The organism is Rhodanobacter sp. DHB23 (genome assembly GCF_014842975.1).
GTDB lineage: Bacteria > Pseudomonadota > Gammaproteobacteria > Xanthomonadales > Rhodanobacteraceae > Rhodanobacter_A.
Genome location: NZ_JACYXK010000018.1, coordinates 82,223 through 108,180, shown reverse-complemented (window position 1 = coordinate 108,180; position 25,958 = coordinate 82,223). Strand labels below are relative to the sequence as shown.

The 25,958-nt window shown below is 68.3% G+C and carries 23 protein-coding genes; 13 read left to right on the top strand and 10 right to left on the bottom strand.

Annotated elements, in window-relative coordinates; genetic code table 11:
- Window positions 1-178 precede the first annotated feature (178 nt).
- Together kdsA and IHE47_RS02495 are read right to left on the bottom strand one after the other, a co-directional pair.
- Entirely contained in the window at window positions 179-1,012 is an 834-nt protein-coding gene (gene kdsA / locus IHE47_RS02500) for a 3-deoxy-8-phosphooctulonate synthase (protein WP_192103884.1), read from the bottom strand.
- Window positions 1,009-2,679 carry a CTP synthase gene (locus tag IHE47_RS02495; protein ID WP_192103882.1) on the bottom strand — a complete coding sequence of 557 codons (1,671 nt, stop codon included), beginning with the start codon at window positions 2,677-2,679 and terminating at the stop codon, window positions 1,009-1,011. Before IHE47_RS02495 ends, kdsA begins: the two co-directional genes overlap by 4 nt.
- Window positions 2,680-2,808: 129 nt before the next feature.
- Between IHE47_RS02495 and IHE47_RS02490 the strand changes: the two genes are divergently transcribed.
- Window positions 2,809-4,608: an aminopeptidase P family protein gene (locus IHE47_RS02490; RefSeq protein ID WP_192103881.1), complete on the top strand. Its 1,800-nt coding sequence runs from the start codon at window positions 2,809-2,811 to the stop codon at window positions 4,606-4,608.
- A gap of 60 nt (window positions 4,609-4,668) precedes the next feature.
- Here the strand turns inward: IHE47_RS02490 and IHE47_RS02485 are convergent, their stop codons facing one another.
- Entirely contained in the window at window positions 4,669-5,223 is a 555-nt protein-coding gene (locus IHE47_RS02485) for an OmpA family protein (protein ID WP_192103880.1), read from the bottom strand.
- A 411-nt stretch (window positions 5,224-5,634) separates the two neighbouring features.
- Complete coding sequence (locus IHE47_RS02480) at window positions 5,635-6,273, bottom strand: response regulator transcription factor (protein ID WP_192103879.1); 639 nt, start codon at window positions 6,271-6,273, stop codon at window positions 5,635-5,637.
- Between the two features lie 252 nt (window positions 6,274-6,525).
- Here IHE47_RS02480 and IHE47_RS02475 point away from each other — a divergent pair, with 252 nt between their 5' ends.
- From IHE47_RS02475 to IHE47_RS02450, 6 genes are all read left to right on the top strand, one after another.
- On the top strand, window positions 6,526-8,943 hold the full coding sequence (locus IHE47_RS02475) for an ATP-binding protein (RefSeq protein WP_192103877.1): 2,418 nt from the start codon (window positions 6,526-6,528) through the stop codon (window positions 8,941-8,943).
- 152 nt (window positions 8,944-9,095) lie between these two features.
- Window positions 9,096-10,748: a FecR domain-containing protein gene (locus IHE47_RS02470; protein ID WP_192103875.1), complete on the top strand. Its 1,653-nt coding sequence runs from the start codon at window positions 9,096-9,098 to the stop codon at window positions 10,746-10,748.
- A gap of 24 nt (window positions 10,749-10,772) precedes the next feature.
- Window positions 10,773-11,990 carry a CHASE2 domain-containing protein gene (locus IHE47_RS02465; protein ID WP_225561567.1) on the top strand — a complete coding sequence of 406 codons (1,218 nt, stop codon included), beginning with the start codon at window positions 10,773-10,775 and terminating at the stop codon, window positions 11,988-11,990.
- Between the two features lie 73 nt (window positions 11,991-12,063).
- Complete coding sequence (gene parE, locus IHE47_RS02460) at window positions 12,064-13,953, top strand: DNA topoisomerase IV subunit B (protein WP_192103873.1); 1,890 nt, start codon at window positions 12,064-12,066, stop codon at window positions 13,951-13,953.
- A gap of 5 nt (window positions 13,954-13,958) precedes the next feature.
- Complete coding sequence (locus IHE47_RS02455; protein ID WP_192103871.1) at window positions 13,959-14,627, top strand: methyltransferase domain-containing protein; 669 nt, start codon at window positions 13,959-13,961, stop codon at window positions 14,625-14,627.
- Between the two features lie 75 nt (window positions 14,628-14,702).
- The gene (locus tag IHE47_RS02450) at window positions 14,703-15,224 is read left to right on the top strand and encodes a 3-hydroxyanthranilate 3,4-dioxygenase (RefSeq protein ID WP_192103869.1); all 522 of its coding nucleotides are present in this window, start codon (window positions 14,703-14,705) and stop codon (window positions 15,222-15,224) included.
- A 71-nt stretch (window positions 15,225-15,295) separates the two neighbouring features.
- Here the strand turns inward: IHE47_RS02450 and IHE47_RS02445 are convergent, their stop codons facing one another.
- Entirely contained in the window at window positions 15,296-15,847 is a 552-nt protein-coding gene (locus IHE47_RS02445; protein WP_192103867.1) for an NUDIX hydrolase, read from the bottom strand.
- 162 nt (window positions 15,848-16,009) lie between these two features.
- Between IHE47_RS02445 and IHE47_RS02440 the strand changes: the two genes are divergently transcribed.
- Window positions 16,010-17,494, top strand: coding sequence for an amino acid permease (locus IHE47_RS02440; RefSeq protein WP_192103865.1), 1,485 nt, complete (start codon window positions 16,010-16,012; stop codon window positions 17,492-17,494).
- 69 nt (window positions 17,495-17,563) lie between these two features.
- Window positions 17,564-19,012, top strand: a complete 1,449-nt coding sequence (locus IHE47_RS02435; RefSeq protein ID WP_192103864.1) for an amino acid permease — start codon at window positions 17,564-17,566, stop codon at window positions 19,010-19,012.
- 452 nt (window positions 19,013-19,464) lie between these two features.
- Here the strand turns inward: IHE47_RS02435 and IHE47_RS02430 are convergent, their stop codons facing one another.
- A complete protein-coding gene (locus tag IHE47_RS02430; RefSeq protein WP_192103862.1) occupies window positions 19,465-19,797 on the bottom strand; it encodes a high-potential iron-sulfur protein in 333 nt (110 codons plus the stop codon).
- Between the two features lie 178 nt (window positions 19,798-19,975).
- Between IHE47_RS02430 and IHE47_RS02425 the strand changes: the two genes are divergently transcribed.
- The 4 genes from IHE47_RS02425 (at window position 19,976) to IHE47_RS02410 (ending at window position 23,112) form a co-directional block, all read left to right on the top strand.
- Window positions 19,976-20,623: a methylthioribulose 1-phosphate dehydratase gene (locus IHE47_RS02425; protein ID WP_192103861.1), complete on the top strand. Its 648-nt coding sequence runs from the start codon at window positions 19,976-19,978 to the stop codon at window positions 20,621-20,623.
- Entirely contained in the window at window positions 20,620-21,180 is a 561-nt protein-coding gene (locus IHE47_RS02420; protein WP_192103859.1) for an acireductone dioxygenase, read from the top strand. Before IHE47_RS02425 ends, IHE47_RS02420 begins: the two co-directional genes overlap by 4 nt.
- Before the next feature lie 204 nt (window positions 21,181-21,384).
- A complete protein-coding gene (mtnC, locus tag IHE47_RS02415; protein WP_192103903.1) occupies window positions 21,385-22,071 on the top strand; it encodes an acireductone synthase in 687 nt (228 codons plus the stop codon).
- An 18-nt stretch (window positions 22,072-22,089) separates the two neighbouring features.
- Window positions 22,090-23,112 (top strand): C13 family peptidase, encoded by a 1,023-nt coding sequence (locus IHE47_RS02410; RefSeq protein ID WP_192103857.1) that lies wholly within the window; start codon window positions 22,090-22,092, stop codon window positions 23,110-23,112.
- A 9-nt stretch (window positions 23,113-23,121) separates the two neighbouring features.
- On the opposite strand, the gene hisIE is transcribed toward IHE47_RS02410, so the two are convergent.
- The 4 genes from hisIE to hisH form a co-directional block, all read right to left on the bottom strand.
- Entirely contained in the window at window positions 23,122-23,745 is a 624-nt protein-coding gene (hisIE, locus tag IHE47_RS02405) for a bifunctional phosphoribosyl-AMP cyclohydrolase/phosphoribosyl-ATP diphosphatase HisIE (RefSeq protein ID WP_192103855.1), read from the bottom strand.
- Between the two features lie 122 nt (window positions 23,746-23,867).
- Window positions 23,868-24,641 (bottom strand): imidazole glycerol phosphate synthase subunit HisF, encoded by a 774-nt coding sequence (gene hisF / locus IHE47_RS02400; RefSeq protein ID WP_192103853.1) that lies wholly within the window; start codon window positions 24,639-24,641, stop codon window positions 23,868-23,870.
- The gene (gene hisA / locus IHE47_RS02395; RefSeq protein ID WP_192103851.1) at window positions 24,635-25,363 is read right to left on the bottom strand and encodes a 1-(5-phosphoribosyl)-5-[(5-phosphoribosylamino)methylideneamino]imidazole-4-carboxamide isomerase; all 729 of its coding nucleotides are present in this window, start codon (window positions 25,361-25,363) and stop codon (window positions 24,635-24,637) included. The genes hisF and hisA overlap by 7 nt, the downstream gene beginning before the upstream one ends.
- Entirely contained in the window at window positions 25,360-25,950 is a 591-nt protein-coding gene (gene hisH, locus IHE47_RS02390; RefSeq protein ID WP_192103849.1) for an imidazole glycerol phosphate synthase subunit HisH, read from the bottom strand. The genes hisA and hisH overlap by 4 nt, the downstream gene beginning before the upstream one ends.
- Window positions 25,951-25,958: the final 8 nt, after the last annotated feature.

Sequence of the window (25,958 nt, the reverse complement as noted above, 5' to 3'; positions counted from 1 at the left end):
GAGGTCGATGTGCGGCCGCTCGGGCTCCTACTCGTGCTTCCAACACTGCGCGCCTTCGGCGTGCCGCACATCGCTCTCCGCTTCCACTTTACGGATTTGGGCAGACACAAGCGCACCCTGTGCGCGAATGCTTTTGTTCCGGATCGACCATCAAAGCATTCGCGCACAGGGTGCGACCCTACAGGTCCTGTTCGAGGAAGCCGTGGCGCTTGGTCACGGCATCCAGTTCCAGCAGGGTTTCCAGCAGCGCTTCCATCTTGCCCAGCGGCCATGCGTTGGGACCGTCGCTGAGCGCCCTGGAAGGATCGGGATGCGTCTCGGTGAACAGCCCGGCCACGCCCGCGGCCACCGCGGCGCGCGCCAGCACCGGCACGAATTCGCGCTGGCCGCCGGAGCTGGTGCCCTGCCCGCCCGGCAACTGCACCGAGTGGGTGGCGTCGAACACCACCGGGCAGCCGGTCTCACGCATCGCGCTGAGGCTGCGCATGTCGGAAACGAGGTTGTTGTAGCCGAAGCTGGCGCCGCGCTCGCAGACCATGATCGCGTCGTTGCCGGCGGCCTTGGCCTTGTCGACCACGTTCTTCATGTCCCACGGAGCCAGGAACTGGCCCTTCTTGATGTTCACCGGCTTGCCGGCGCGGGCCACGCTCTGGATGAAGTCGGTCTGCCGGCACAGGAAGGCGGGCGTCTGCAGCACGTCCACCACCGCGGCGACTTCGCCGAACGGGGTGTATTCGTGCACGTCGGTGAGCACCGGCACACCGATCTGTCGCTTCACTTCGCCAAGGATGCGCAGTCCTTCCTCCATGCCCGGGCCGCGGAAGCTGGTGCCGGAGGAGCGGTTGGCCTTGTCGAAGCTGGACTTGAAGATGAAGTTGATGCCGAGCCTGGCGGTGATTTCCTTGAGCGTGCCGGCGGTGTCCAGCTGCAACTGCTCGGACTCGACCACGCAGGGGCCGGCGATCAGGAACAGCGGCTTGTCGAGGCCGACTTCGAATCCGCACAACTTCATGCCACGGCTCCCTGCGCCAGCTTCTGCCCGTCACGCACGGCCTTGAACTCGCGTGCGGCGTGCACGAAGCCGATGAACAGCGGGTGGCCGTCGCGCGGCGTGGAGGTGAATTCCGGATGCGCCTGGCAACCGAGGAACCACGGGTGCTCCTGCCGCGGCAGCTCGACGATCTCCACCAGCAGGTCGTCCATCGACTTGCCGGAGATCACCAGGCCCAGGTCCTCGAACGACTGGCGGTAGCGGTTGTTGAATTCGTAGCGATGGCGATGGCGCTCGCGCACCACGTCCTGGCCGTACATCTCGCGCGCCAGCGTGCCGGCCTTGAGGCGGCATTCCTGCGCACCGAGGCGCATGGTGCCGCCGAGGTCCGAGCGCTCGCTGCGCTGCTCGACTTCGCCGGCAGCCGTGGTCCACTCGGTGATCAGGGCGATCACCGGGTTCGGCGTGTTGCGATCGTTCTCGCTGGAGTCGGCGTCGGCCAGCCCGGCCACGTGGCGGGCAAAATCGACCACCGCCGCATGCATGCCGTAGCAGATGCCGAAATACGGCACGCCGTGCTCGCGTGCGTACCTGGCAGCCATGATCTTGCCCTCGAAGCCGCGCTTGCCGAAGCCGCCCGGTACCAGGATCGCGTCCATGCCGCCGAGCACCTTGGCGGCCCCCTCGGCCTCGACCTGCTCGGAGTCGATCCACTGCAGGTTCACGCGGGTCTGCTGCTTGATGCCGCCATGGCGCAGTGCCTCGCCCAACGACTTGTAGGCGTCCTTGTGCTCCACGTACTTGCCGACGATGGCCACGGTGACCTCGTCCTTCGGGTGCACCACGGCATCCACCGTGCGCTGCCAGCCGGAAAGGTCGGCCGGCTTGGCGTCGAGGCCCAGCCGCTTCACCACGATCTCGTCCAGGCCCTGCTGGTGCAGCCACAGCGGGGTCTTGTAGATCACGTCCACGTCCACCGCGCTGATCACGGCGTTCTCGGGCACGTTGGTGAACAGGGCGATCTTGCGGCGCTCGCCTTCAGGCAGGGGCTGCTCGCTGCGGCACAGCAGGATGTCCGGCTGGATGCCGATCGAGCGCAGCTCCTTCACCGAGTGCTGGGTGGGCTTGGTCTTGATCTCGCCGGCGGCCTTGATGTACGGCACCAGGGTGAGGTGCATGAACAGGCACTTCTCCGGGCCGTGTTCGCTGCGCAACTGGCGGATCGCCTCGAGGAACGGCAGCGATTCGATGTCGCCCACCGTGCCGCCGATCTCCACCAGCGCCACGTCGTAGCCGCGGGTGGCCTCGTGGATGCAGTGCTTGATCTCGTCGGTGATGTGCGGGATCACCTGCACGGTGGCGCCCAGGTAGTCGCCGCGACGCTCCTTGCGGATCACGCTCTCGTAGATCTTGCCGGTGGTGATCGAGTTCTTGCCGGTGAGCCGGGTATGGACGAAGCGCTCGTAGTGGCCGAGGTCGAGGTCGGTCTCGGCGCCGTCGTCGGTGACATAGACCTCGCCATGCTGGAACGGGCTCATGGTGCCCGGATCCACATTGATGTAGGGATCGAGCTTCATCATGGTGACCGAGAGGCCACGCGCTTCCAGGATGGAGGCCAGCGACGCCGCGGCGATGCCCTTGCCTAGCGAGGACACCACACCGCCGGTGACGAAAATCAGGGGGGTCATGGGATGCAGCCGTGCTGGAAATACGCATTCTAGCGGCAGACGGCCTTCGCTGCGAGATATCCGGGCCACCGGATTCATCCCTGGTGCGATTTGGCGGGCCGCGCGACCGTGCCTGTTAAAGTGCCGCGCATGAACACACCCATCCCCGCCCGGATCGCCGCGCTGCGCGCGGCCATGCAGCAGCACGGCGTCGCCGCCGTGATCGTCCCCAGCGCCGACCCCCACCTGTCCGAATACCTGCCCGCACGCTGGCAGGCGCGCGCCTGGTTGTCCGGCTTCGACGGCTCGGCCGGCACGCTGATCGTCACGCGCGAGCACGCGGGCCTGTGGACCGACTCGCGCTACTTCTCGCAGGCCGAGCAGCAGTTGGCTGGCACGGGCGTCACCTTGATGAAGCTGCGCTTGGCGCACACGGCCGAACACCTCGACTGGCTGGCTTCGCACCTGCACCAAGGCGACACGTTCGCCGTAGCCGGCGACAGCGTGTCGCTGGCCGGACTGCGCGCGATGGAAGGCAGGCTGGCCGAGCATGGCGTGCGCGTGCGCACCGACCTCGACCTGCCCGGCGCGATCTGGAACGACCGTCCTGCCCTGCCGCATGCGCGCATCGTCGAGCACCCCATCGCCTGGGCCTGCACCACGCGCGCGGACAAGCTCGCACGCCTGCGCAGCGCCATGCGCAAGCAGGGCGCCACGCACCACCTGCTCTCCAGCCTCGACGACATCGCCTGGCTCACCAACCTGCGCGGCAGCGACGTGGAGTGCAACCCGGTGTTCCTCGCCCACCTGCTGGTGGCGGCCGAGGGCAAGGCCACGCTGTTCGCCGAACGCGGCAAGTTCGACGACGCACTGGTGGCGCAGCTCGCCGCCGACGGCATCGCCATCGCGGCCTACGACGGCATCACCGGCGCGCTGGCCGAACTGGGCAAGGCCGATACGCTGCTGTTCGACGCCAGCCGCGTGGTCTGCACGACCAGCAATGCGATCCCCGCCGCCGCCCGGCGCATCGAGGCCGCCAACCCCAGCACGACGTTCAAGGCGCTGAAGACGCCGGCCGAACTGGACCACGTGCGTGAGGTGATGCGCCGCGACGGCGCGGCGCTGGCCGGCGCGTTCCGCGAGATCGAGCACCAGCTCGCGCAGGGCAAGCCGCTCACCGAACTCGACGTGCACCGACTCGTGCATGCCGCCCGCGCCGCGCAGCCGGAGTTCATCGGCGAAAGCTTCGCCACCATCGCCGGCTACCAGGCCAACGGCGCGCTGCCGCATTACCGCGCCACGCAGGCATCGCACAGCGCCCTGCATGCCAGGGGTCTGCTGCTGATCGACTCCGGCGGCCAGTACCTCGGCGGCACCACCGACATCACCCGCGTGCTCGCGCTGGGCGAAACCACGGCCGAGCAGCGCCGCGACGCGACGCTGGTGCTGAAGGGCATGATCGCGCTGTCCCGCGCGCGCTTCCCGAAGGGTGCCAGCGGCCCGCAGCTCGATGCGCTGGCGCGCGCGCCGCTGTGGGCAGCCGGCTGCGACTACGGCCATGGCACCGGCCACGGCGTGGGCTACTTCCTCAACGTGCACGAAGGCCCGCAATCCATCCGGCCGCCTGTTCCGGGCGGCGCGCTGGTGGCGCTGGAGCCGGGCATGATCTCGTCCATCGAGCCGGGCCTGTACAAGCCTGGCCGCCACGGCATCCGCCACGAAAACCTCGCCGTGGTGACCGAAGCCGAACACACCGAGTTCGGCGACTACTACGCCTTCGAGACGCTCACGCTGTGCCCGTTCGACCGCCGCGCGCTGGAGCCCAGCCTGCTCGGCCCCGAGGAACGGGCCTGGCTGGACGATTACCATGCCACCGTGCGCGCGGCGCTGGCGTCATTGCTGGAAGGTGCCGACCTGGCGTGGCTGGAGTGGCATTGCACCCCACTGTGAGGCTGCTGCAGTGCCAGACGTCGACCGGCTGGATCACGCGATGCATCAGGCGAGGCAAGTTCACCGCCTGACCACGATCACCTCGACGCGCCGATCCGGCGCCAGGCAGGCAATCAGCGCGGTGCGATTGCCCGCGTCGTCGCAGTCGGTGGCCATCGACACCACGGCGCCGCGCCCCTCGGCCACGATCGCGCTGGACGGTACGCCGCGCCACATCAGGTAGCCCATCACCGCATAGGCGCGATGGCGCGACAGGTCGTCGTTGTGATCCGCGCTGCCCAGGCGGTCGGAATAGCCGATGACATGCACCATGCCCGGCCTGCGGCCATTCGCCTCGATCTGCTGCGCCAGCTCGTCCAGCTGGGTGCGCCCCTGCGGTGCGATGTCGTCGATCGACGACTTGTCGAACGGGAACAAGGCATCGGCGGACAGGCTGTAGCGCTGCTCCGTCGCCGGGGGATGGATAGCCGGCGGGTGCATCGCGGGAGGTTGCATCAGGGCGGCGGCAATCGGCGGCCGCACCAGTGCGTTCGTGCCCTCGCCGCCCCTGGCGGCGTGCCTGCCCTCGTTGACGGCGCAACCAGCGAGCGCGACCAGCGTAACGAGGGCGAGCATCACTGACCTTCCGGAAATGAACCTCATGCCCACGCTCCCCAACCCCTTCGACCATGATGCCCCTGCCGGCCACCCTGACCTCCGAAACCACAGTGGCGACTGTGTGCGTTTCCGGCCGCCTCCCTATCCCGGCCTCAGGCACGCGGCAGAATCAGAACCCGACAAGCAACTCCCCAGGGGATAGGGGTTACCTGCCGCCGACACAGGGGTCGACACATGCCAATCCGTTGGCATGCGGGGATCGGTGAAGGGAAGTCCCGCAATGGACCGCGGCAAGCAACTTGCCGCGCAACGATGCGCACCCCGCTTCATGCCGGGGATTCTGTGGTCGACACAGGCGCCATTTGAATCAGACGATTCTTAAATTGCAGCCGCCGGCAATGGCCGGAAAACGGCGGAATGCACCACGTCTCAGGAAAGCAGCCCGTTGGCGCGGGCGAAGTCGTACAGCTCGCGATTGCTCTCCAGCCCCAGCTTGCGCATGGCATCGTTCTTCTGCTTGCTGACCGTCTTCACGCTGCGCTGCACCGCCCCGGCGATCTGGGTGACGCTGAGGCCACGGGCATACAGGCGTGCCACCTCCGCCTCGCGCACGGAGAGCGCCGCCATTGCCGTGGAACCGTCGACGACCTCCGGCACCTGGACGTTCACACCATGGGTGCCGGCGCTGACGAAACTGCGCCCTGCGGAAACGGCGCGGATAGCGCGCAGCAGCTCGGTCGTCATGCCAGTCTTGTCCACGACGCCGCGCACGCCCAGCTTCAGCATGCCGTGCAGCAACGCCGTGTTGTTGATCATCGTGAGCACGATGACGGGCAGCTCGGGCCAGGCTTCGCGCAGCCGGCGCAGCATGGGCAGGCCATCATCCCGGTGGCTGTCGCTGGGCATCGAGAAATCGGTGACCACCAGATCGCACGACAGGGTCTCGAGCAGATCCAGCAACTGCTGGCCGCCATGCGCCTCGCCCACCACCTGGAAGCCATTTTCCTGCAGGATGGCCTTGACGCCCATGACCACCACCGGGTGGTCGTCGCAGATCACGATGCGCATGTTGCTGGCTACTCCCTCCGCGCGGCCGTATCCATGCCGTCGTCGAGCCAAACATACCCGTCCCGGCGCGACGAGCGCCAGCCGGTCGCCTGAACGGGGCGCTTGTCGCCGCCCCGCCCCGCCTGCAAGGCTATGCCCCATGCAGAAGCCAGCCACGCACGCCGCCACGCGCAGGGCACATCCGGGAAGCCGCCAGCCGGTATCCCCCTGGTTCCGGACGCCGGCCACCTGCAGGTCGCGGACCGCCAGCACATGAGCACCAACGCCGCCACACCCGATTGGCTGCATGCGGCTTCCGGCCCCTGGCAGGCGCCGACCCTGCTGCTGGCCGCCTTGCTGGCGCTGATGGCCTTGCTGGCGCTGGCGCTGCTGTGGCACATCCGCGAACAGCGCCGGAAACTGCACCGTGCACGCCACTACCTCGCCGTCGAGCAGGACCTGCGTGGCGTTTCCTCGCAGGTATCGCTGGCGGTCTTCATGTTGCGCACGACACCGGGCGACGTGCCGGGATTCGTCCCGCTGGTGGGCGACCTGTCCACCGTGGCCGGCCTGCAGGCCACGCTGCCGCCCGGCGAAAACCCCCTGCTGGCGCCAGCGTTCCGCGAGCACGTCCATCCCGGCGATCTGCCCTCGTTGTCGCAACTGCTGGAGCTGCCACAGCAGACGGGCCGGGAACCGCAGGCACGCGCCACGGACTTCCGCATGCACGCGCCGGAAGGCATGCGCTGGCTGCACATTTCGCTCGCGCCACAGGCATTGGCGGGCGGCGGCGCGCAGTGGATCGGCTGCCTGTTCGACACCTCGCGCACCCGCGCGCACAGCGAAGCGCTGCGCGCGGCGCGCGACGCGGCGGAGCGCGCAGCGAAGGCCAGGGCGGACTTCCTCGCCACCATGAGCCACGAGATCCGCACGCCGATGAACGGCGTGATCGGCATGCTCGAACTGCTGGGGCAGACACCGCTCGACGCCGCGCAGGGCGAACTGCTGCATGCGGTGGAAGACTCGGCAGGCGTGCTGCTGCAGATCCTCAACGACGTGCTGGATTTTTCCAAGCTGGAGGCCGGCAGCCTGCGGCTGGACCGCGAGCCGTTCGACCCACGCATCCTGCTGGACAACGTGGTGGGCATGATGGCTCCCGCGATGCGGCGCAAGGGGCTGCGCGTCGACGTGACAGTCGATGCCACCACCGCAGGGCTGCTGCTGGGCGACGGCGTGCGCATCCGGCAGATCCTGCTGAACCTGCTGGGCAATGCGGCGAAGTTCACCGAGCACGGGCGCATCGCGGTGGCCTGGCGCGTCCTCGGCGAGGACGACGACACCCAGCGACTACGCATCAGCGTCAGCGACACCGGCATCGGCATCCCCGAAGAGAAGCAGGCGGCACTGTTCACCCCGTTCAACCAGGCCGAGGACTGGACGTCGCGCCGCTATGGCGGCACCGGGCTTGGTCTGGCGATCTGCCGCCATCTGGTACAGCTGATGGACGGCGAGATCACGCTCGGCAGCCGGCCGGGCGAAGGCACCACCGTCGCCTTGCAGCTGCGCCTGCCGATAGCGCGCCGCGAACCCGAGCGGCCGCCCGCCATCGCATCGCGGCATGCGGTCGTGCGCCTGCGCGAAGCGGCACCCGCAGCCACCCTGGCGGAGCATCTCGCCGCGCTGGGTCTGACCGTCGAGCGCGTCGAGCCGGCCCTTCCCTTGCGCGACGGCATGGCTGCCGACCTGCTGTTCCTGGACGAGGACGACCATGACAGCGGCCAGGCCATTCCCGCCCGCGTGGTGGCGCTTACCCTCCACGACGATCCCGCGCCGGCCCTCGCCGCCGACGAACGCATCCTGCTGGGCGCCAACCCGTTGCGATGGCAGGCGCTGCTGCGCGCATGCACGCTGGCGCTGGCACCGCGCCGCGCGACGGCATCCACACCGGCGGCAACGCCGGCGACGGGCAGGACCGCGGATATGCAGCGACGGCGCACGCAACGCATCCTTGTCGCCGAGGACCACCCGGTGAGCCGGCAGCTGATGCAGCGCCAACTGGAACAGCTCGGCTGGCCCTGCGAACTGGTCGACAACGGCCGCGATGCGCTGGCCGCCCTGCAACGCGGCGGCTACGCCCTGCTGCTCACCGACTGCAACATGCCGCAGATGAGCGGCTATGAACTGGCCGCCGCATGGCGTCGTCACGAACGCGAAAGCGCCACGCCCTTGCGCCTTCCCATCATCGCGACCACCGCCAACGCACTCGCCGGCGAACTGGCGCGTTGCCGCGAAGCGGGCATGGACGACTGTCTCAGCAAACCGCTGCAGCTGCAGCCACTGGAGCACAAGCTCGGACAATGGCTCGACCACGCCGGCGACGCCGCCAGCAGTGCCGCCCCCGCTATGCCCCCCGACGATGCCGGGGCGTGGCGGCGGCAATTGCTGCCGCTGCTGGTCACCACCACCCGCACCGACCTGGACGAACTGTCAGCGGCGGTCGGCCGGGGCGACACCGAAACGGCCGCACAACGGCTGCATCGCATCCTCGGCGTGCTGCCGCTGGTCACCGACGATCCGCTGCTGGAGCACGGCCGCCGTCGTATGGAGCGCCTGCGCAGCGGCGAAACCGCGGTGCTGGCCGACCTTCCACCGTACCTTGGCGAATTGCACCAGTTGCTGGAACGGCTGTAGACGACCCGGGCTCCAGCCCGGCATCCGCCGTGGAAATTCCACGCGCCATCTCGCAGAATGCACCTTGTCGCAGTACGGCCTCGCCATCGGAGAGTGCGGGCCGGTCTGCTCTTCATACCCGGACGAAGGGGACGCCCGGGCAAGGAATATTCATGAAGCGTCTGACCGGGTTCGGGACACCGATCCGTATGCTGGCCGCATCCGCCGTGCTGGCCGCCTGCCTGGTGCCGTGTGCACGAGCCGCCGACTGGACCTACAGCGTGCGCCCCACCGACAGCATCTGGGACCTCTCGCTGCGCTACCTCAAGCCCGGCGTGTCGTGGCAGCAGCTGCGCGACTACAACCACGTCGCCGATCCTTACCACCTGCCGCCCGGCATGCGGCTGCGCGTTCCCGTCGCGTGGTTGCGCGTGCAGCCGGCCAAGGCCACCGTGGTCTCGGTGAGCGGCAACGCCCACGTGCAGCAGGATGCCCAGGGGCAGGCGGTAAGCGCCAGCGCCGGCATGGAGCTCGGCATGGGCGCGCGCCTCACCACCGACGCCGGCGCCAGCCTCACCCTGCAGTTCGCCGACGGATCGCGCGTGCTGATGCAGGCCGGCAGCGAACTGGATCTGGACCGGCTGAGTGCCTACGGCCGCACCGGCATGGCCGATACCCGCCTGCGCCTGCAGCACGGCCGGCTGGTCAACGACGTGACCCACGTCGACGGCGTGGCGCACTTCAGCGTGCAGACGCCGGACTCGATCTCCAGCGTGCGCGGCACGCATTTCCGCGTGGCGACCGATGGCGGCACGCGGTCCCAGACCGAGGTGCTGGGCGGCAGCGTGGACGTCGGCGGCAACCGGCGGCATGTGCTGGCCGGCACCGGCAAGGGCGTGCTGGTGTCCGGTCAGGGGCCCGGGCGGCCGCAGGCGCTGCTGGCGGCTCCGGCGCTGGATTGCCCGCGGCAACCGGTCACCCGCGTCGCCTATGCGCTCAGGTGGAGCGCGCTGCCCGGCGCCGGGCATTATCGCGTCCAGGTCGCGCCCGACGAGCGCTTCGAGGCCCTGCTGATGGATCGCGTGGCCGGCTCGCCGGCCGTCAACCTGCCCGACCTGCCCGACGGTCGTTACGCGATACGGGTGCACGGCATCGACGCGCAGCAACTGGAAGGCCTGGATGCCGTGTGCAGCATCACGGTCAGCGCCCACCCGCAGCCCCCGCTGGTGCTGGAGCCGCAACCGGGCGGCAAGGTGCACGGCACGCGCCCGCGCTTCCACTGGGCCGAAAGCACCGAGGCGGCCTCCTACGCCTGGCAACTGGCCGGCGACGCGGATTTCCACCAGGTGCTGGGCGAACAATCCACGCTCACCGGCGACGACGTGCGCGCCCCCAGTGAACTGCCCTACGGCCGCTACTGGTGGCGCATCGCCAGCCGCGACCGCAACGGCAAGCTGGGGCCATACAGCGACCCGATGCCGTTCGACCTGGTGGCCGAACCGCCGGCACCGGCGATGGGCGCACCCAGGCATTCCGGCAAGGACATGGACTTCGGCTGGCAGGCCGGCCTGCCCGGCCAGCATTACCGCGTGCAGATGTCCCGCGACATCGGCTTCGCCCACACCACGCTGGACGAAACGGTGGCGCAGCCATCGCTGCAGGTTCCCAAGCCGGCCCATGGCACCTGGTTCCTGCGCGTACAGACCATCGACACCGACGGCTACGCCGGCCCGTGGAGCCCGACGCAGAAGGTGAAGCTGCCCTGCATCGCCTGCCGCGTCGCGCTGGCCGGCGGCGGTGCGGCGGTGCTCTGGCTGCTGCTGTGATGCGCGAGACGGAAGGCTGACCGCATGCGCGCAGCCGCTACCACGGACCGCCAGGCAGCCACGCGCTACCTCGATCCGTTTGCATGGCTGGTGCGCGGCGTGGTGTGGGCAATGGGTGCAGCCCTGCTCGTGCTGTTGCTCGCCAGCGGCCGCACCACCCGGCTGGACCATGCGCTGTACGACTGGCACATGCGCCACTGGTCGTACGCTCCGGGGGACGGCGTGGTGATCGTGGCGATCGACCTGCAGAGCCTTGCCGCGCTGGGCCGCTGGCCGTGGCCACGCGCCGTGCATGCGCGGCTGCTCGACCGCCTCGGCGCCGAGGGCGTGCGCGGCATCGGCATGGACGTGACCGTATCCGAACCGGATGCCGCGCATCCGCAGAACGACGCGGCACTCGCCGCCGCCGTCGCACGCAATGGCCGCGTAGTGCTGCCGATGTTCGCCGAGGCAGGGGAACTCGGCGGCATGTCGCAGGAGATCGAGCCGATACCCGCGGTGGCGGAGGCCGCGGCCGCGCTGGGGCAGGTCGACGTGCCGATGGACGAGGACCAGGTGGCGCGCGAGTCCTACCTCATGGCCGGCCTAGGCAATCCATACTGGCCCGCGCTGGGGCTGGCGCTGCTGCGGATCGACCAGCCGGCCGCGGCCTCGCCGCTGCCCGGCCTGCGCGACAACGGCAGCAGTCCGCGCTCGCCTTACCTGTGGGAGCGCGACAACCTGGTACTGCTGCATTACGCTGGCCCGGACGGCAGCTTCGGCAGGGTGTCGTACGTCGACGTGCTGAATGGCCAGGTGCCGCCCTCCCTGCTGAAAGGGAAGCTGGTACTGGTCGGCGCCACCGCCGACGGCATGCGCGACACCATCGACACGCCGGATGGCGTCATGCCCGGCGTGGAATACCAGGCCAACCTGCTGGAATCGCTGCACCGTGGCCTCGCCATCCTGCCGTTGAACCTTGCCGGGCAATGCCTGCTTGGCATGGGGCTGCTGATGTTGCCGCTGGTCCTGTACGGCCTGCCCGGCCTGCAGCGTGCGTGGCGCGTCGCTGGCGTGTCCGTGCTCGCCGGCCTGCTGCTCAGCGCGTTGCTGCTGCGCCTTGCCGGCCTGTGGTGGCCACCGGGGGCCTGCCTCGTGCTCATGCTCGCCGGCGCCATGCTGTGGGAACTGGCGAACCGGCTGGACCTGCTGCTGCGGCGATACTCGCGCAGGCGCCACGTGGTCGCCAGCCACGGCGCCTGATCCTCCTGCTCGCTTGACCGCGCACGGCGCCGCCCGCATCCTGCCCGCCTCGTTTCGCCAGAATCCCCCACGCATGAGCAGTCGCTACAACGCCGCCGACATTGAAGTCCTCTCCGGCCTGGACCCGGTCAAGCGCCGTCCGGGCATGTACACCGACACCACCCGCCCCAACCACATGGCGCAGGAGGTGATCGACAACTCGGTGGACGAGGCGCTGGCCGGACACGCGAAAACCATCGAGGTGGTGCTGCACGCGGACGGTTCGGTGGAAGTCACCGACGACGGCCGCGGCATGCCGGTGGACATCCATCCCGAGGAAGGCATCCCGGGCGTCGAGCTGATCCTCACCCGCCTGCACGCGGGCGGCAAGTTCAGCGGCAAGAACTACAACTTCTCCGGCGGCCTACATGGAGTGGGCGTGTCGGTGGTGAACGCGCTGTCGCTGCGCGTGGAAGTGACCATCCGCCGCGACGGCAACGAATACCGCATGGCCTTCGAGAGCGGCGACCGCGTCAGCGAGCTGGAGATCGTCGGCACGGTGCCGAAGAAGAAGACCGGCACCACCGTGCACTTCTGGCCCGACCCGAAGTACTTCGACTCCCCGCGCATCTCGCTGTCCAGGCTCAAGCACCTGCTGCGCGCCAAGGCCGTACTGTGCGCCGGCCTCTCGGTGAAGCTCACCGACGAGGCCAGCGGCGAAACCAGCGAATGGTTCTACGAGGACGGCCTGCGCGACTACCTGCGCGGCGAGCTGGGCGGCAGCGAGCTGCTGCCGGCGGATCTCTTCGTGCACCACGTCGCGCGCGACACCGAGGGCATGGACGTGGCGCTGGCCTGGCTGCCGGAAGGCGAGCTGGTGCAGGAGAGCTACGTCAACCTGATCCCCACCGCGCAGGGCGGCACCCACGTCAACGGCCTGCGCTCCGGCCTCACCAACGCGATCCGCGAGTTCTGCGACATCCGCAACCTGCTGCCACGCGGCGTGAAGCTGGCGCCTGAGGACGTCTGGGAGCGGCTGGCCTTCGTGCTCAGCGCCAAGCTGCTCGACCCGCAGTTCGCCGGCCAGACCAAGGAGCGTCTGTCCTCGCGCCAAGCCGCCGGCATGGTCGAGAACGTGATCCACGATGCCTTCAGCCTGTGGCTGAACCAGAACGTGGACACCGGCGAGCGCATCGCCCAGCTCGCCATCGAGCGCGCCAGCGCGCGGCTCAAGGCCGCCAAGCAGGTGGTGCGCAAGAAGATCGTGCAGGGCCCCGCCCTGCCCGGCAAGCTGGCCGACTGCACCTCCACCGACCTCTCGCGCACCGAGCTGTTCCTGGTCGAAGGCGACTCCGCCGGCGGCAGCGCCAAGCAGGCACGCGACAAGGAGTTCCAGGCGATCCTGCCGCTGCGCGGCAAGATCCTCAACACCTGGGAAGTGGAATCGACCTCGGTGCTGGCTTCCGAGGAAGTGCACAACCTCGCCGTGGCGATCGGCTGCGACCCCGGCAAGGACGACCTGGCCGGCCTGCGCTACGGCAAGATCGTGATACTCGCCGACGCCGACTCCGACGGCCTGCACATCGCCACCCTGCTCAGCGCGCTGTTCCTCAGGCACTTCCCGCACCTGGTCAGCGAGGGCCACGTGTTCGTGGCGATGCCGCCGCTGTTCCGCGTGGACGTGGGCAAGCAGGTGTTCTACTGCCTCGACGAGAACGAGAAGCAGGCGATGCTGCAGAAGATCGAGCGCGAGAAGATGAAGGGCGCGGTCAGCGTCACCCGCTTCAAGGGCCTGGGCGAGATGAACCCGCCGCAGCTGCGCGAATCCACCATCCATCCCGACACCCGCCGCCTCGTCCAGCTCACCGTGGAGGGCGACGACGGCACCGCGAAGCTGATGGATCTGCTTCTCGCCAAGAAGCGCGCCAGCGACCGCAAGGCGTGGCTGGAGGAAAAAGGCGACCTGGCCACCCTGGAAGTCTGACCCCGATGACCGCAGAGAGCCGCCATCTCGACCTCGGTTGCGGCAAGTTTCCGCGCAATCCCTACGGCCGCGCCGAGCTGTGCGGCGTGGACATCCGCCCGCTGAGCGGACTCGACTTCGATTACCGCATAGCCAATCTGTCACTGGACCCCATTCCCCATCCCGACGACAGCTTCGGCTCGGTCTCGGCCTACGATTTCATCGAGCATGTGCCGCGCCTGCTGGCCACAGCGGATGGCCGGAGTACGTTCTTTCCGTTCGTGCGGCTGATGGATGAGATATGGCGCGTGCTCGCGCCCGACGGCCGCTTCTACGCGCTGACACCGGCCTGGCCGCATGCAGAGGCATTCACCGACCCCACGCACGTCAACATCATCACCGAGCGCACGCACGAATATTTCTGCGGCGTACGGCCCTTGGCACGCATGTACGGCTTCAACGGCCGCTTCGAAGCACTGCGCATAGACTGGGTGCATGTCGAGGACGCGTACAGCGCGATTCCCGGTTCGCCTGAAAATTCCCGCCATCGCAGGTCGCGCCCACCACTCAAGCAGTTTGCCCGGCAAGTCCGCCGCCTTTCACGCTGGCTGCGCGGCAAGCCCGATCCATCCACACGCAAGCCCCCCAGGGCCTACCTGCTGTGGGAGTTGCGGGCAGTGAAACCCGTCGCCTGAGGCAATGCGGCCATCCGCTTTCCCGCCATGGCCACGGGCGCTAAGGTAGCCACTCCCACCCGGTGTACATGACGCATGGCCCTCACGCCTCCCTTCGACCTGCAGCGCTGGATAGATGCGCACCGCCACCTGCTCAAGCCGCCGGTGGGCAACAAGTGCATCGTGGACGGCGACTTCATCGTCATGATCGTGGGTGGCCCCAACGCGCGCACCGACTACCACCATGACGAGGGTCCGGAGTTCTTCTACCAGCTCGAAGGCGAGATGGTGCTGAAGGTGCAGGACGAGGGCGTGGCGCGCGACATCCCGATCCGCGCGGGCGAGGTCTTCTACCTGCCGCCGCGCGTGCCGCATTCGCCGCAGCGCATGGCCGACTCCGTCGGACTGGTGATCGAGCGCCGCCGCCTGCCGCACGAGAAGGACGGCCTGCTGTGGTTCTGCCAGCGCTGCAACCACAAGCTGTACGAGGAGTACTTCATCCTCGACAGCATCGAGCACGATTTTCCGCCCGTGTTCGAGCGCTTCTACCGCTCGCGCGAGGCGCGCACCTGCCAGGACTGCGGACACCTCAACCCGGCGCCCGAGCGCTACGGGTAGGCGCACCCTGTGCGCGATTGCTTGCTCCGACGCCTCGATCGAAGCACGCGGCAATCGCGCACAGGGTGCGCCTACGGCGAGCGGCCCAGCCACTTGCCTGCCATGCGCCGCAGCGAGTCGTCGGCCTGCGGATCGCGCGCGATCTCGCGCACCGGCTTCCACGCCAGCGCCAGCGACTCCGCATTGACCACGAAATCCTCGCTGCCGGTGGCGCGCACCACGTAGCGCACGTCGTAATGCCAATGCTCCGGCTCGCCGGCGCGCGCCGGGATGCGATGGCGGTCGATGTCGAAGATCTCCCGCTCCACCGTCAGCTCGTCCAGGCCGGATTCTTCCTCCGCCTCGCGCAACGCCACGCGCGCCAGCTCGCTGTCGCCGTCGGCATGACCGCCGAGCTGCAGCCAGCGCCGCAGCTTGGCGTGATGGGTGAGCAGTACGCGTTCGCCATCCGCACTCGTCAGCCAGGCGGATCCGGTGAAGTGGCCGGCGGCGTGGCCGCGTTCGAATACCGCCTTGTGGGAAGCGAGGAACACCTCGAAATCGGCGACGGCCTCGCCCTCCTCGGGATGACGCGCGAGATAGTCGTCCAGAGCGGCAGCGATACGCGGAAAATGGAGTGGCATGACTTGTGGCAGAGGCAGGAAAAACAAAGCGCATTCTAGCTGCATCGCGTCTTGTCCCCCTCCAACCGCTCGGCTATGGTTGGATGTCCGTCGGCTCGTCGCGCCTCTTTATCGTCGCGTATCCGTTCGAGCGTGACGCCGCAGTTTTCCGGGGAGCAACGCATGCTGTTCAAGCGCATCAAGCCGATCGACCAGATCATCGCCACGGCGGAGAAGAAGAGCCTCACCCGCCAGCTCGGCGCCTTCCAGCTCACCATGCTCGGCATCGGCGCGATCATCGGCACCGGCATCTTCGTGCTCACCGCCGAGGCGGGGCAGAAGGCCGGCCCCGGCATGATGATCGCGTTCGTGATCGCCGCGGTGGTCTGCGCGTTCGCCGCGCTGGCCTATGCGGAACTCGCCGCCATGGTGCCGGTGGCCGGTTCGGCCTATACCTATACGTATGGCGTGCTCGGCGAGGGCGTCGCCTGGATCGTGGGCTGGGCGCTGGTGCTGGAATACACCATCGCCGCCAGCACGGTCTGCGTGGGCTGGGCCGGCTACGTCAACGGCCTGCTCGCGCACGCCGGATTCGGTTTGCCGCACTTCCTGCAGGCGGGCCCGATGGACGGCGGCAGCTTCAACCTGCTGGCCTGCCTGATCGGCCTGGCGATCACCGGCCTGCTGGTGATCGGCACCTCGAAGTCCGCCAAGGTCAACACCGTGCTGGTGCTGATCAAGATCGCCGCCCTCACCGCCTTCATCTTCGTCGCGCTGCCGGCGGTGAAGGACCAGAACTTCACGCCCTTCGTGCCGAACGGCTGGGGCAGCCCGATGGGCGGTATCGGCGTGCTGGGCGCGGCGGCTTCCATCGTGTTCGCCTACATCGGCTTCGACGCCATCTCCACGGCGGCCGAGGAAACCAAGAACCCGAACCGCAACATCCCGATCGCCCTGATCGCCTCGCTGGGCGTATGCACCATCTACTACCTGCTGGTGAGCTACGCCGCCGTGGGCTCGGTGGGCGCGCAGCCCATGCTGGGGCCGAACGGCCTGGCGCTCGAGCCGGGCACGCCGGCGTTTGCCGCGGCCTGCGACGGTTCGCAGGCGCTGGTCTGCAGCAAGGAGGCGCTGGCCCACGTGGTGCGCCTGCTCAACCACAACACCGTCGCCGCGTTCATCGCCTTCGCCGCCGGCATCGCGCTGCCATCGGTGATCCTGACGATGACCTACGGCCAGACCCGCATCTTCTTCACCATGTCGCGCGACGGCCTGTTGCCGCACTCGCTGGCCAAGATCCATCCGCGCTTCCACACGCCGCACGTGATCACCCTGATCACCGGCACCTTCGTCTCGCTGTTCGGCGCGCTGTTCCCGGTGGGCATCCTCGCCGACATCACCAACTCGGGCACGCTGTTCGCCTTCATCATGGTGGCCATCGGCGTGCTGATCCTGCGCCGCACCCAGCCCGACCGCCCGCGCCCGTTCCGCACCCCGATGCCGTGGCTGGTCTGCCCGCTGGCGGTGATCGGCTGCCTGCTGCTGTTCCTCAACCTGTCGAACGAAGCCAAGATCACCTTCTTCGTGTGGGGTGCGCTCGGCCTGGTGGTGTACTACCTGTACGGCTACCGCAAGAGCCACCTGGCCCGCGGCGTCGAAGCGGACTGATTCACGCGCACATCGTTCGTCACGTCACCGGCACGACCCCGTCGTGCCGGTCTCATTTCCGGAAGCCTCATGTTCAAGCAACTGCTCGCCCGCAAGACCGATTTTTCCGGCGCTGACGACTCGCACGGCATCGCGCTGCGGCGCACGCTCGGTCCCTGGGGCATCACCGCGCTGGGCATCGGCGCGGTCATCGGCACCGGCATCTTCGTGGTCACCGGCCAGGCGGCGGCCGAGCATGCCGGCCCGGCGGTACTGATCTCCTTCGTCCTCGCGGCGATCTGCAGCGGCTTCACCGCGCTGTGCTATGCCGAGTTCGCCACGCTGATCCCGATCTCGGGCAGCTCCTACTCATACGCCTACGCCACGCTGGGCGAGCTGATGGCCTGGTTCATCGGCTGGAACATGGTGCTGGAGTACGGCATCTCCGCGTCCGCCGTCGCGGCCAGCTGGACCGGCTACTTCACCAGCCTGCTCGACAACATCGGCATCCACCTGCCGGTGGCGCTGACCGACGCGCCGCTGGCCTTCACCGATGGCCACCTGGTGGCGACCGGCCACCTGATGAACCTGCCCGCGGTAGCCATCGTGATGGCGCTGACGGCGCTGTGCTACGTCGGCATCAAGGAGTCGTCCGGGCTCAACGTGCTGATGGTGGCGCTGAAGGTGGGCCTGATCATCATCGTGGTGGTGGCCGGCTATCGCTACATCGACCCGGCCAACTGGCACCCCTTCATTCCCGCCAACGAGGCGCCCGGCAAGTACGGCTGGTCGGGCATCATGCGCGGCGCGGCGATGGTGTTCTTCGCCTACATCGGCTTCGAGGCCACCTCCACCGCCGCGCAGGAGTGCAAGAACCCGCAGCGCGACCTGCCATTCGGCACGCTGGTGTCGCTGGTGATCTGCACGGTGCTCTACCTGGCGATGGCGGCCGTGCTGACCGGCCTGATTTCCTACACCAAGCTGGACACGCCCGAACCGGTGGTCACCGCCATCAAGAACATCCCGCAGCTGGGATGGCTGCGCTGGATCGTGGAGATCGGCGCCCTGATCGGCCTCTCCTCGGTGATCCTGGTGATGATCATCGCGCAGCCGCGCATCTTCATGATCATGGCGCGCGACGGCCTGCTGCCGCCGGTGCTCGAGCGCATCCATCCGCGCCACCGCACGCCGCACATCAACACGGTGATCACCGGCGTCGGCATCGCGATCCTCGCCGCGGTGTTCCCGCTCGACCTGCTGGCCGACCTCACCTCGATGGGCACGCTGATCGCCTTCGTCGCGGTGTGCGCGGGCGTGCTGATCCTGCGCTACACCGCGCCGCAACTGCATCGCGGCTTCCGCGTGCCGTGGGCATGGGTGATCTGCCCCGCCGGCGTGCTGAGCTGCCTGGCGCTGCTGAGCTTCATGTCCTGGTTCAACTGGCTGCTGATGATCAGCTGGACCGCAATCGGCCTGGCGATCTACTTCGGCTACGGCTACCGGCACAGCAAACTGCGCCGCGCCACAAGCGGCATTTGAGCCAAAAGCCGCCAAATCACACCGAATATCGCCCATATTCAGCAAAACGCACAGAAGATCGCAAATCAGGCATCGATGCGGAGCGATGCCTGATTCGCCCCTGAAAACCAAAAACAAATCCTTTTCCTTGAATGACTTAACGGAATATTTCCGAAAGAGTCTCGACTATCCACAGCCCATTGACCCCGGCCGGGGGTATGATCCCAAGTCCGAGGGTTGATCACTTGGCAGTGGGCCCCGGATCGCCGCCCGGCGCGTCAGGTGGGTAGCTCCTCAAGCCTGACGCGCCGGGCAGCACTTTTCCCGCCGCAATCCCCGCATCTCGCCACGCGCACCCGCACCGCCGTTCGCGGCGAGGCCGTGCGCGAAACACGCGGAAGAGAACGCACAAAAGAAAAGGCCGGCAACGCGTGCCGGCCTTTCGTGCAAACCCGCTGGGACGAACGGTTCGGTCACTTCGCCTTCGGCGAATGCGACACGCACCATCCCTTCGCGTTGACGGCCTTGCCGGGGAACAGCGCGCACGGACCGTAGCCGGTCGGGCCACCGGAGTAGAACTGGCAATTGGCGCAGGTGTCGCCGGCCTTGTGCTTGGGGTTGCTGCTCTTGCCGGCATCCTCCACGTAACCCAGCGCCTTGGCGGTCGGGTCGGAATCGTCCACGTGCGGCAGGTCGGCGGCACGCGCAAGGCGCGGCAGGCCACCCATGGCCACCACGGCCGCGGTGGTGCCGGCAGCCAGCTTCAGGAAACGGCGACGCGATTCGTTGCTTTCGTCATGGGACATCGGAAACCTCCGTCATGGGCCAGGAATCCACACGCGTGTGATGCGTGGAAACGCCGGGCATGTTACGCCCGCCGCCTCACCCGAGGCGCGAATGGATCGCATTCGGTACGGGCACGTTGCCGCAGGGCGACCGCATCGCGCATGGTATAGTTTCGCACTCGTTTGGACGTCCATTTGCATGAGCCAGCAACTACCCGACCCGATTCCGCCCGACCTGTTCGCCGCACGCGCCGACGCGATCGCCGATGCCGCGCGCGAGCTGGCGCTGGCCGGCTGGACGCCGGCCACCAGCAGCAACTTCTCGATGCGCATCGATGCGCGGCACGCCGCGATCACCATCTCCGGCCGCGACAAGGGCAAGCTGGGCCGCGACGACATCATGCTGGTGGACATGCAGGGCAAGGCCGTGGGCACCGACGCCCGCCCCAGCGCGGAAACCGGACTGCACATCCAGGCCTACCGCCGCTTTCCCGAGGCGAACGCCGTGCTGCACACCCATTCGCGCACGCAGAGCGTGGCCTCGCGGCTGTTCGCCCGCGATGGCGTGGTCCGGCTGGAAGGCTGGGAGCTGCAGAAAGCCATCGCCGGCCACACCACGCACGAAAGCGTGCTGGAAATCCCGGTGTTCCCCAACACCCAGCACATGCCCGAGTTGGAGGCGCGCGTCGACGCCTGGCTGGACGCCGGCAAGCCGCTCGCCGCCTACCTGATCGATGGCCACGGCATCTATACCTGGGGCCGCGACATGGCCGAGGCGCGCCGCCATCTGGAGGCGCTGGAATTCCTGCTGGGCTGCGAACTCGACCTTAGGAGGCTTTCCGCATGAGCCGTCTGCGCATCTTCGACGAACACCGCCCCGGGGCGCCGCTGTCCACGCATACCGGGCATGCGGCCATCACCCATGAGCTGGGCAAGGTCGGCGTGCGCTTCGAGCAATGGGCGGCCAACCAGCCCATCGCCCCCGGCGCCAGCCAGGACGCGGTGATCGCCGCCTACCGCAGCGACATCGACCGGTTGATGCGCGAGGAGGGCTACCGGTCGGTGGACGTGATCAGCCTTCAATCCGACCACCCGGATCGTGCCGCGTTGCGCCAGAAATTCCTCAGCGAGCACACCCACAGCGAGGACGAGGTGCGCTTCTTCGTCGCCGGCGCCGGCCAGTTCACCCTGCACATCGATGGCAAGGTCTACGACGTGCTGTGCGAGCAGGGTGACCTGATCGGCGTGCCCGACGGCACCCGCCACTGGTTCGACATGAGCGAGGCGCCGTATTTCGTGGCGATCCGCCTGTTCACCAACAAGGAAGGCTGGGTGGCGAACTACACCGGCAGCGACATCGCACTGAGGTTCCCGCGCATGGAGCCGCTCCCCGCCGCGCACTGAACCCCACTCCCGCCGGACGCGGGGAGCGGCCATGGATGGCCGCGCTTTGAGGAGCGAGGAAGAGGAGTTGGGGTGAGGTCCGGCGGAACCGGAAAGTCACGCGTCGCCCGTACCCTCCCGCCCTGCGGGCACCCTCTCCCACAGGGAGAGGGGATGAATCCAAGGCAAGGTAAACTGACCATCCCGTCACCTGCCCCCATGGCCATGCCCGAAATCCGCGCCATCGTCACCGACATCGAAGGCACTACCAGTTCGATCAGCTTCGTCAAGGACGTGCTGTTTCCCTATGCACACAAGCGCCTGCCCGCCTTCGTCGAAACCCACGCCGATCGCCCGGAAGTACGGCACTGGCTGCACGAGGCAGCCAAGGAAGCTGGCTACATCGAGGCCAGCCGGCACGAAGTGGTCGACCTGCTGCTGCGCTGGATCGACGAGGACCGCAAGTCCACCGCACTGAAGGCGCTGCAGGGCATGATCTGGCAGGAAGGCTACGAGGCCGGAGACTACCGCGCCCACCTCTACCCCGAAGTGGCGGCACGGCTGCGCGCCTGGCGTGCGCAAGGGCTGCGCCTGTACGTGTATTCCTCCGGTTCGGTGCCGGCGCAGAAGCTGTTCTTCGGCTACAGCGAGGCCGGCGACCTCACGCCGCTGTTCGCCGGCTACTTCGACACCGAGACCGGCCCCAAGCGCGAACAGGCTTCCTACGCGAAGATCGCCGAGGCCATCGGCGAGCAGCCGCAACACCTGCTGTTCCTCTCCGACATTGCCGAGGAACTGGACGCCGCGCGCGCCGCCGGCTTCCGCACCGGCTGGCTGCTGCGTCCGCCGCAGGCCATGCCGGCCGAGCCGCGCCATCCCGCCTACGCCGATTTCGACGCCATCGCCCCCTGACGATCACCGAGCCCACGCATGCGCATCGCCCTCACCGCCCTGCTCGCTTTCGTCGCTGGTGCACTGCTGATGCTGTGGCTGCCCGGCCACGGCCACGCCATGCCGCCATCCTCCGGCACTGCCATCGCCGCCACGACGGCTGGCAGCGTCGCCGCAGCCAGCTCGACCGCCGATGACGGCGAGGACAGCGAAGGCGACGCCAACTGGCCGCAGCAGGGCCCCACGCCCGAGCAGGTGCTGTACGCCCAGCCGAAGATGCTGCAGGACGAGCTGGCGAAGCTGGGCCCGCGCGTGCCCGGCAAGCCCAACCTCTACCTGGTCGCCTTCGCCGGCGACGGCAGCCAGGACGTGTTCCGCAACGAGGCCGAATACGCCGCCAGGATGTTCCGCCAGCGTTTCGGCGCCAGCACCCACACGCTGGTGCTGGAGAACAACCCGGCCTCGCTCTCCACGCATCCCATCGCCGGCTGGAACAACCTCGAGGCCGCGCTGGCCGGGCTCTCCAGGGTGATGCAGCCCGACGACATTCTGATGCTCTACATCACCACCCACGGCAGCGACGATCACGAGCTGCTGGTGGACATGGACCCGCTGCCGCTGGACCAGATCGGCGCGCAGGACCTCGCCGAGATCCTCAAGGAGCATCCGTTCAAGTGGAAGGTGGTGGTGGTCAACGCCTGCTATTCCGGCGGCTTCATCCCGCCGCTGTCCACCGCGGGCACGCTGGTGCTCACCGCCGCGCGCACCGACCGCAGCTCGTTCGGCTGCGGCAGCGAGTCGGACCTCACCTACTTCGGCCACGCGTGGCTGGTCGACGCGCTGAACCGCACCGACGACTTCATCGACGCCTTCGGCCAGGCCAAGACCGAGATCGCGCAATGGGAGCAGCGCGACAAGCTCACGCCTTCGGAACCGCAGAGCTACGTCGGCGACGGCATCGAGGCGCAGTTGGATGCATGGCGCAAGGGCATCACGCCGGGGCCCGCCGTGCGGTTCATGCCGGCACCGCCGGCGCCCGCTTCCACGGCCGCGACACCCTGAGGGCTTGCATCAACGCACGGCGTGGCGCCGCGCCAGCACGTCCGCGACATCGGCCAGCGACAGCCCGCGCGCACGCAGCAGCACGGTGAGGTGGAACAGCAGGTCCGCCGCCTCGCCCAGCAATTCCTCGTCGCCCTGTGCCACCGCAGCGAGTGCGCTTTCCACGCCCTCCTCGCCCACCTTCTGTGCGATGCGGCGGATGCCGCCTTCGAACAGCCGGGTCGTGTAGCTGCCTTGCGGGCGCTGCTCATGGCGCTGCGCCACCAACGCGTCCAGTTCGGCGAGGAAACCCAGCGCCGGGCGCACGTCGTCGCCGAAGCAACTGGACGTGCCGTTGTGGCAGGTCGGCCCGTGCGGTTCGGCCTGCACCAGCAAGGTGTCGGCATCGCAATCGACGCGGATGGATTTCAGCGCCAGCACGTGGCCCGAGCTTTCGCCCTTCGTCCACAGGCGCTGCTTGCTGCGGCTCCAGAACGTGACGTGGCCGCTGCGCTGCGTCTCGGCAAGCGCTTCCGCATTCATGTAGCCCAGCATCAGCACTTCGCCGCTCAGCCAGTGCTGCACGATGGCCGGCAGGAGGCCATCGCCCTTGGGCCAGTCGAGGCGGGAGAGGTCGGTGTTGGAATCGGTCATCGGGATACCTGTGGCCGGCGTGTGCCGGGACTTGCGGTGAAATTCGGTTCTGCCGTCATTCCGGCGAAAGCCGGAATGACGGGCTGAAAGCACCAGGCTCCAGCTTCCGCTTGAACGACAGGCTAGGGAATGCGCACTGCCACGCCCTGCCCTTGCAGGTAATGCTTGAGTTCGGGAATCGCGATTGCACCGGAATGGAACACGCTCGCGGCCAGCGCACCATCCACGTCGGCTTCGACGAAGGCGTCGCGGAAGTGCTCCATCGTGCCCGCACCACCCGAGGCGATCAACGGCACCTGGCACAACGTGCGTGTTGCCTCAAGTTGTTCCAGGTCATAGCCCTGCCGCACGCCATCGCTGCCCATGCAGTTGAGCACGATCTCGCCCGCACCCAGGCGCTGCGCCTCGGCCACCCAGTCCAGCGTGCGACGCGCCAGGGCGCGTGTTTTCGACGGGTCGCCGGTGTACTGGCGCACGCGCCATTCGCCGTCGGCGTCGCGCAGCGAATCCACGCCCACCACCACGCATTGCACGCCGAACGCGGCGGCCAGTTCGGCCACCAGCGCTGGCCGCTCCAGCGCCGGCGAGTTCACCGACACCTTGTCCGCGCCGGCATGCAGCACGGCGCGCGCGTCGTCCACCGAGCGGATGCCGCCGGCCACGCAGAACGGGATGTCGATCACCCGCGCCACCTTCTCCACCCAGCCGCGGTCCACGCTGCGCCCTTCCGGACTGGCGGTGATGTCGTAGAAGACCAGTTCGTCGGCGCCTTCGTCGCGGTAGCGCAGCGCGAGGTCCACGATGCCGCCCATCGCCACGTGGTCGCGGAAGCGCACGCCCTTGACCACCTGGCCATCGCGCACGTCGAGGCAGGGGATGATGCGCCGGCTCAACATGCCAAGGCCTCCGCCACGGTGAAACGGCCTTCCAGCAGGGCGCGCCCGAGGATCACGCCGCGCGCGCCGGCCTCGCGCGCCGCGCGGATGTCGTCCAGCGAGCGCACGCCGCCGGATGCCTGCACGGCCAGCTGTGGCACGCTGCCGGCAAGGTGGCGATACAGGTCGAGGTTGAAGCCCGCCAGCATGCCGTCGCGGGCTATGTCGGTGCACAGCAGGTGGCGCGCGCCGTGCGCGGCATACCATGGCGCCAGTTCGTCCAGCGTGCGCGCTTCCGTTTCGACCCAACCTGCGCTGGGCAGGGTCCAGCGTCCCTCGATGCGGCGGGTGTCGAGCGCCAGGGTGAGCCGTTCTGCGCCGTGTTTCTGCAGCCAGCCGGCAACGCGCCCAGGATCGCGGATCGCCACGCTGCCCATCACTACGCGCGTCACGCCGGCGTCGAACAGGCGCTGCAAGTCGGCTTCCTCGCGCACGCCGCCGCCGGCCTGCACCTGCATGCCGTCGCGGGCGATGGCTTCGATCACCGCAAGATTGTCGAGGTTGCCCGAGCGCGCGCCATCTAGATCGACCAGATGCAACCAGTGCGCGCCGGCTTCGGCGTAACGCTGCGCCACGGCACGCGGGTCGTCCGAATAGGTGGTCTGCTGCGCATAGTCGCCCTGCTTCAGGCGCACCACGCAGCCGCCGCGCAAGTCGATGGCGGGAATGACAGTGAACGTCATAGTTCCAGGAAATTCTTGAGGAGCTTCGCGCCGACGGCGGCGGATCGCTCGGGGTGGAATTGCATGCCGTGGAAGTTGCCGCGCGCGACCACGGCGGAGAACGGCTCGCCGTAGTTCGTGGAAGCCAGCGTCCACTCGTTCGTCGGCACCGCGTAGCTGTGCACGAAATACGCCTGCTCGCCGTCGGACAAGCCGCGCAGCAAGGGATGTTCGCGTTGTGGAGCCAAACCGTTCCAGCCCATGTGCGGCACGCGCAAACCGGGCTGCTCCGCGAAGCGGCGCACCGTGGCCGGGATCAGGCCGAGGCATTCGGTATCGCCCTCTTCCGAATGCGTGCAGAGCAGCTGCATGCCGAGGCATACGCCAAGCACCGGCTGGGTCAGCGAACGCATCAGCTCGACCAGGCCCAACTCGCGCAATCGCGCCATGCCCGGCCCCGCCGCGCCCACGCCGGGCAGGATCACCTTGCAGGCGGCGCGGATCGCCGCGGCATCGGAGGTCAGCGCCGCATCCACGCCGAGGCGTTGCAGCGCGTAACGCACCGAGCCGATGTTGGTGCCGCCGGCATCGACCAGCACGACCGTCATAGGTACCT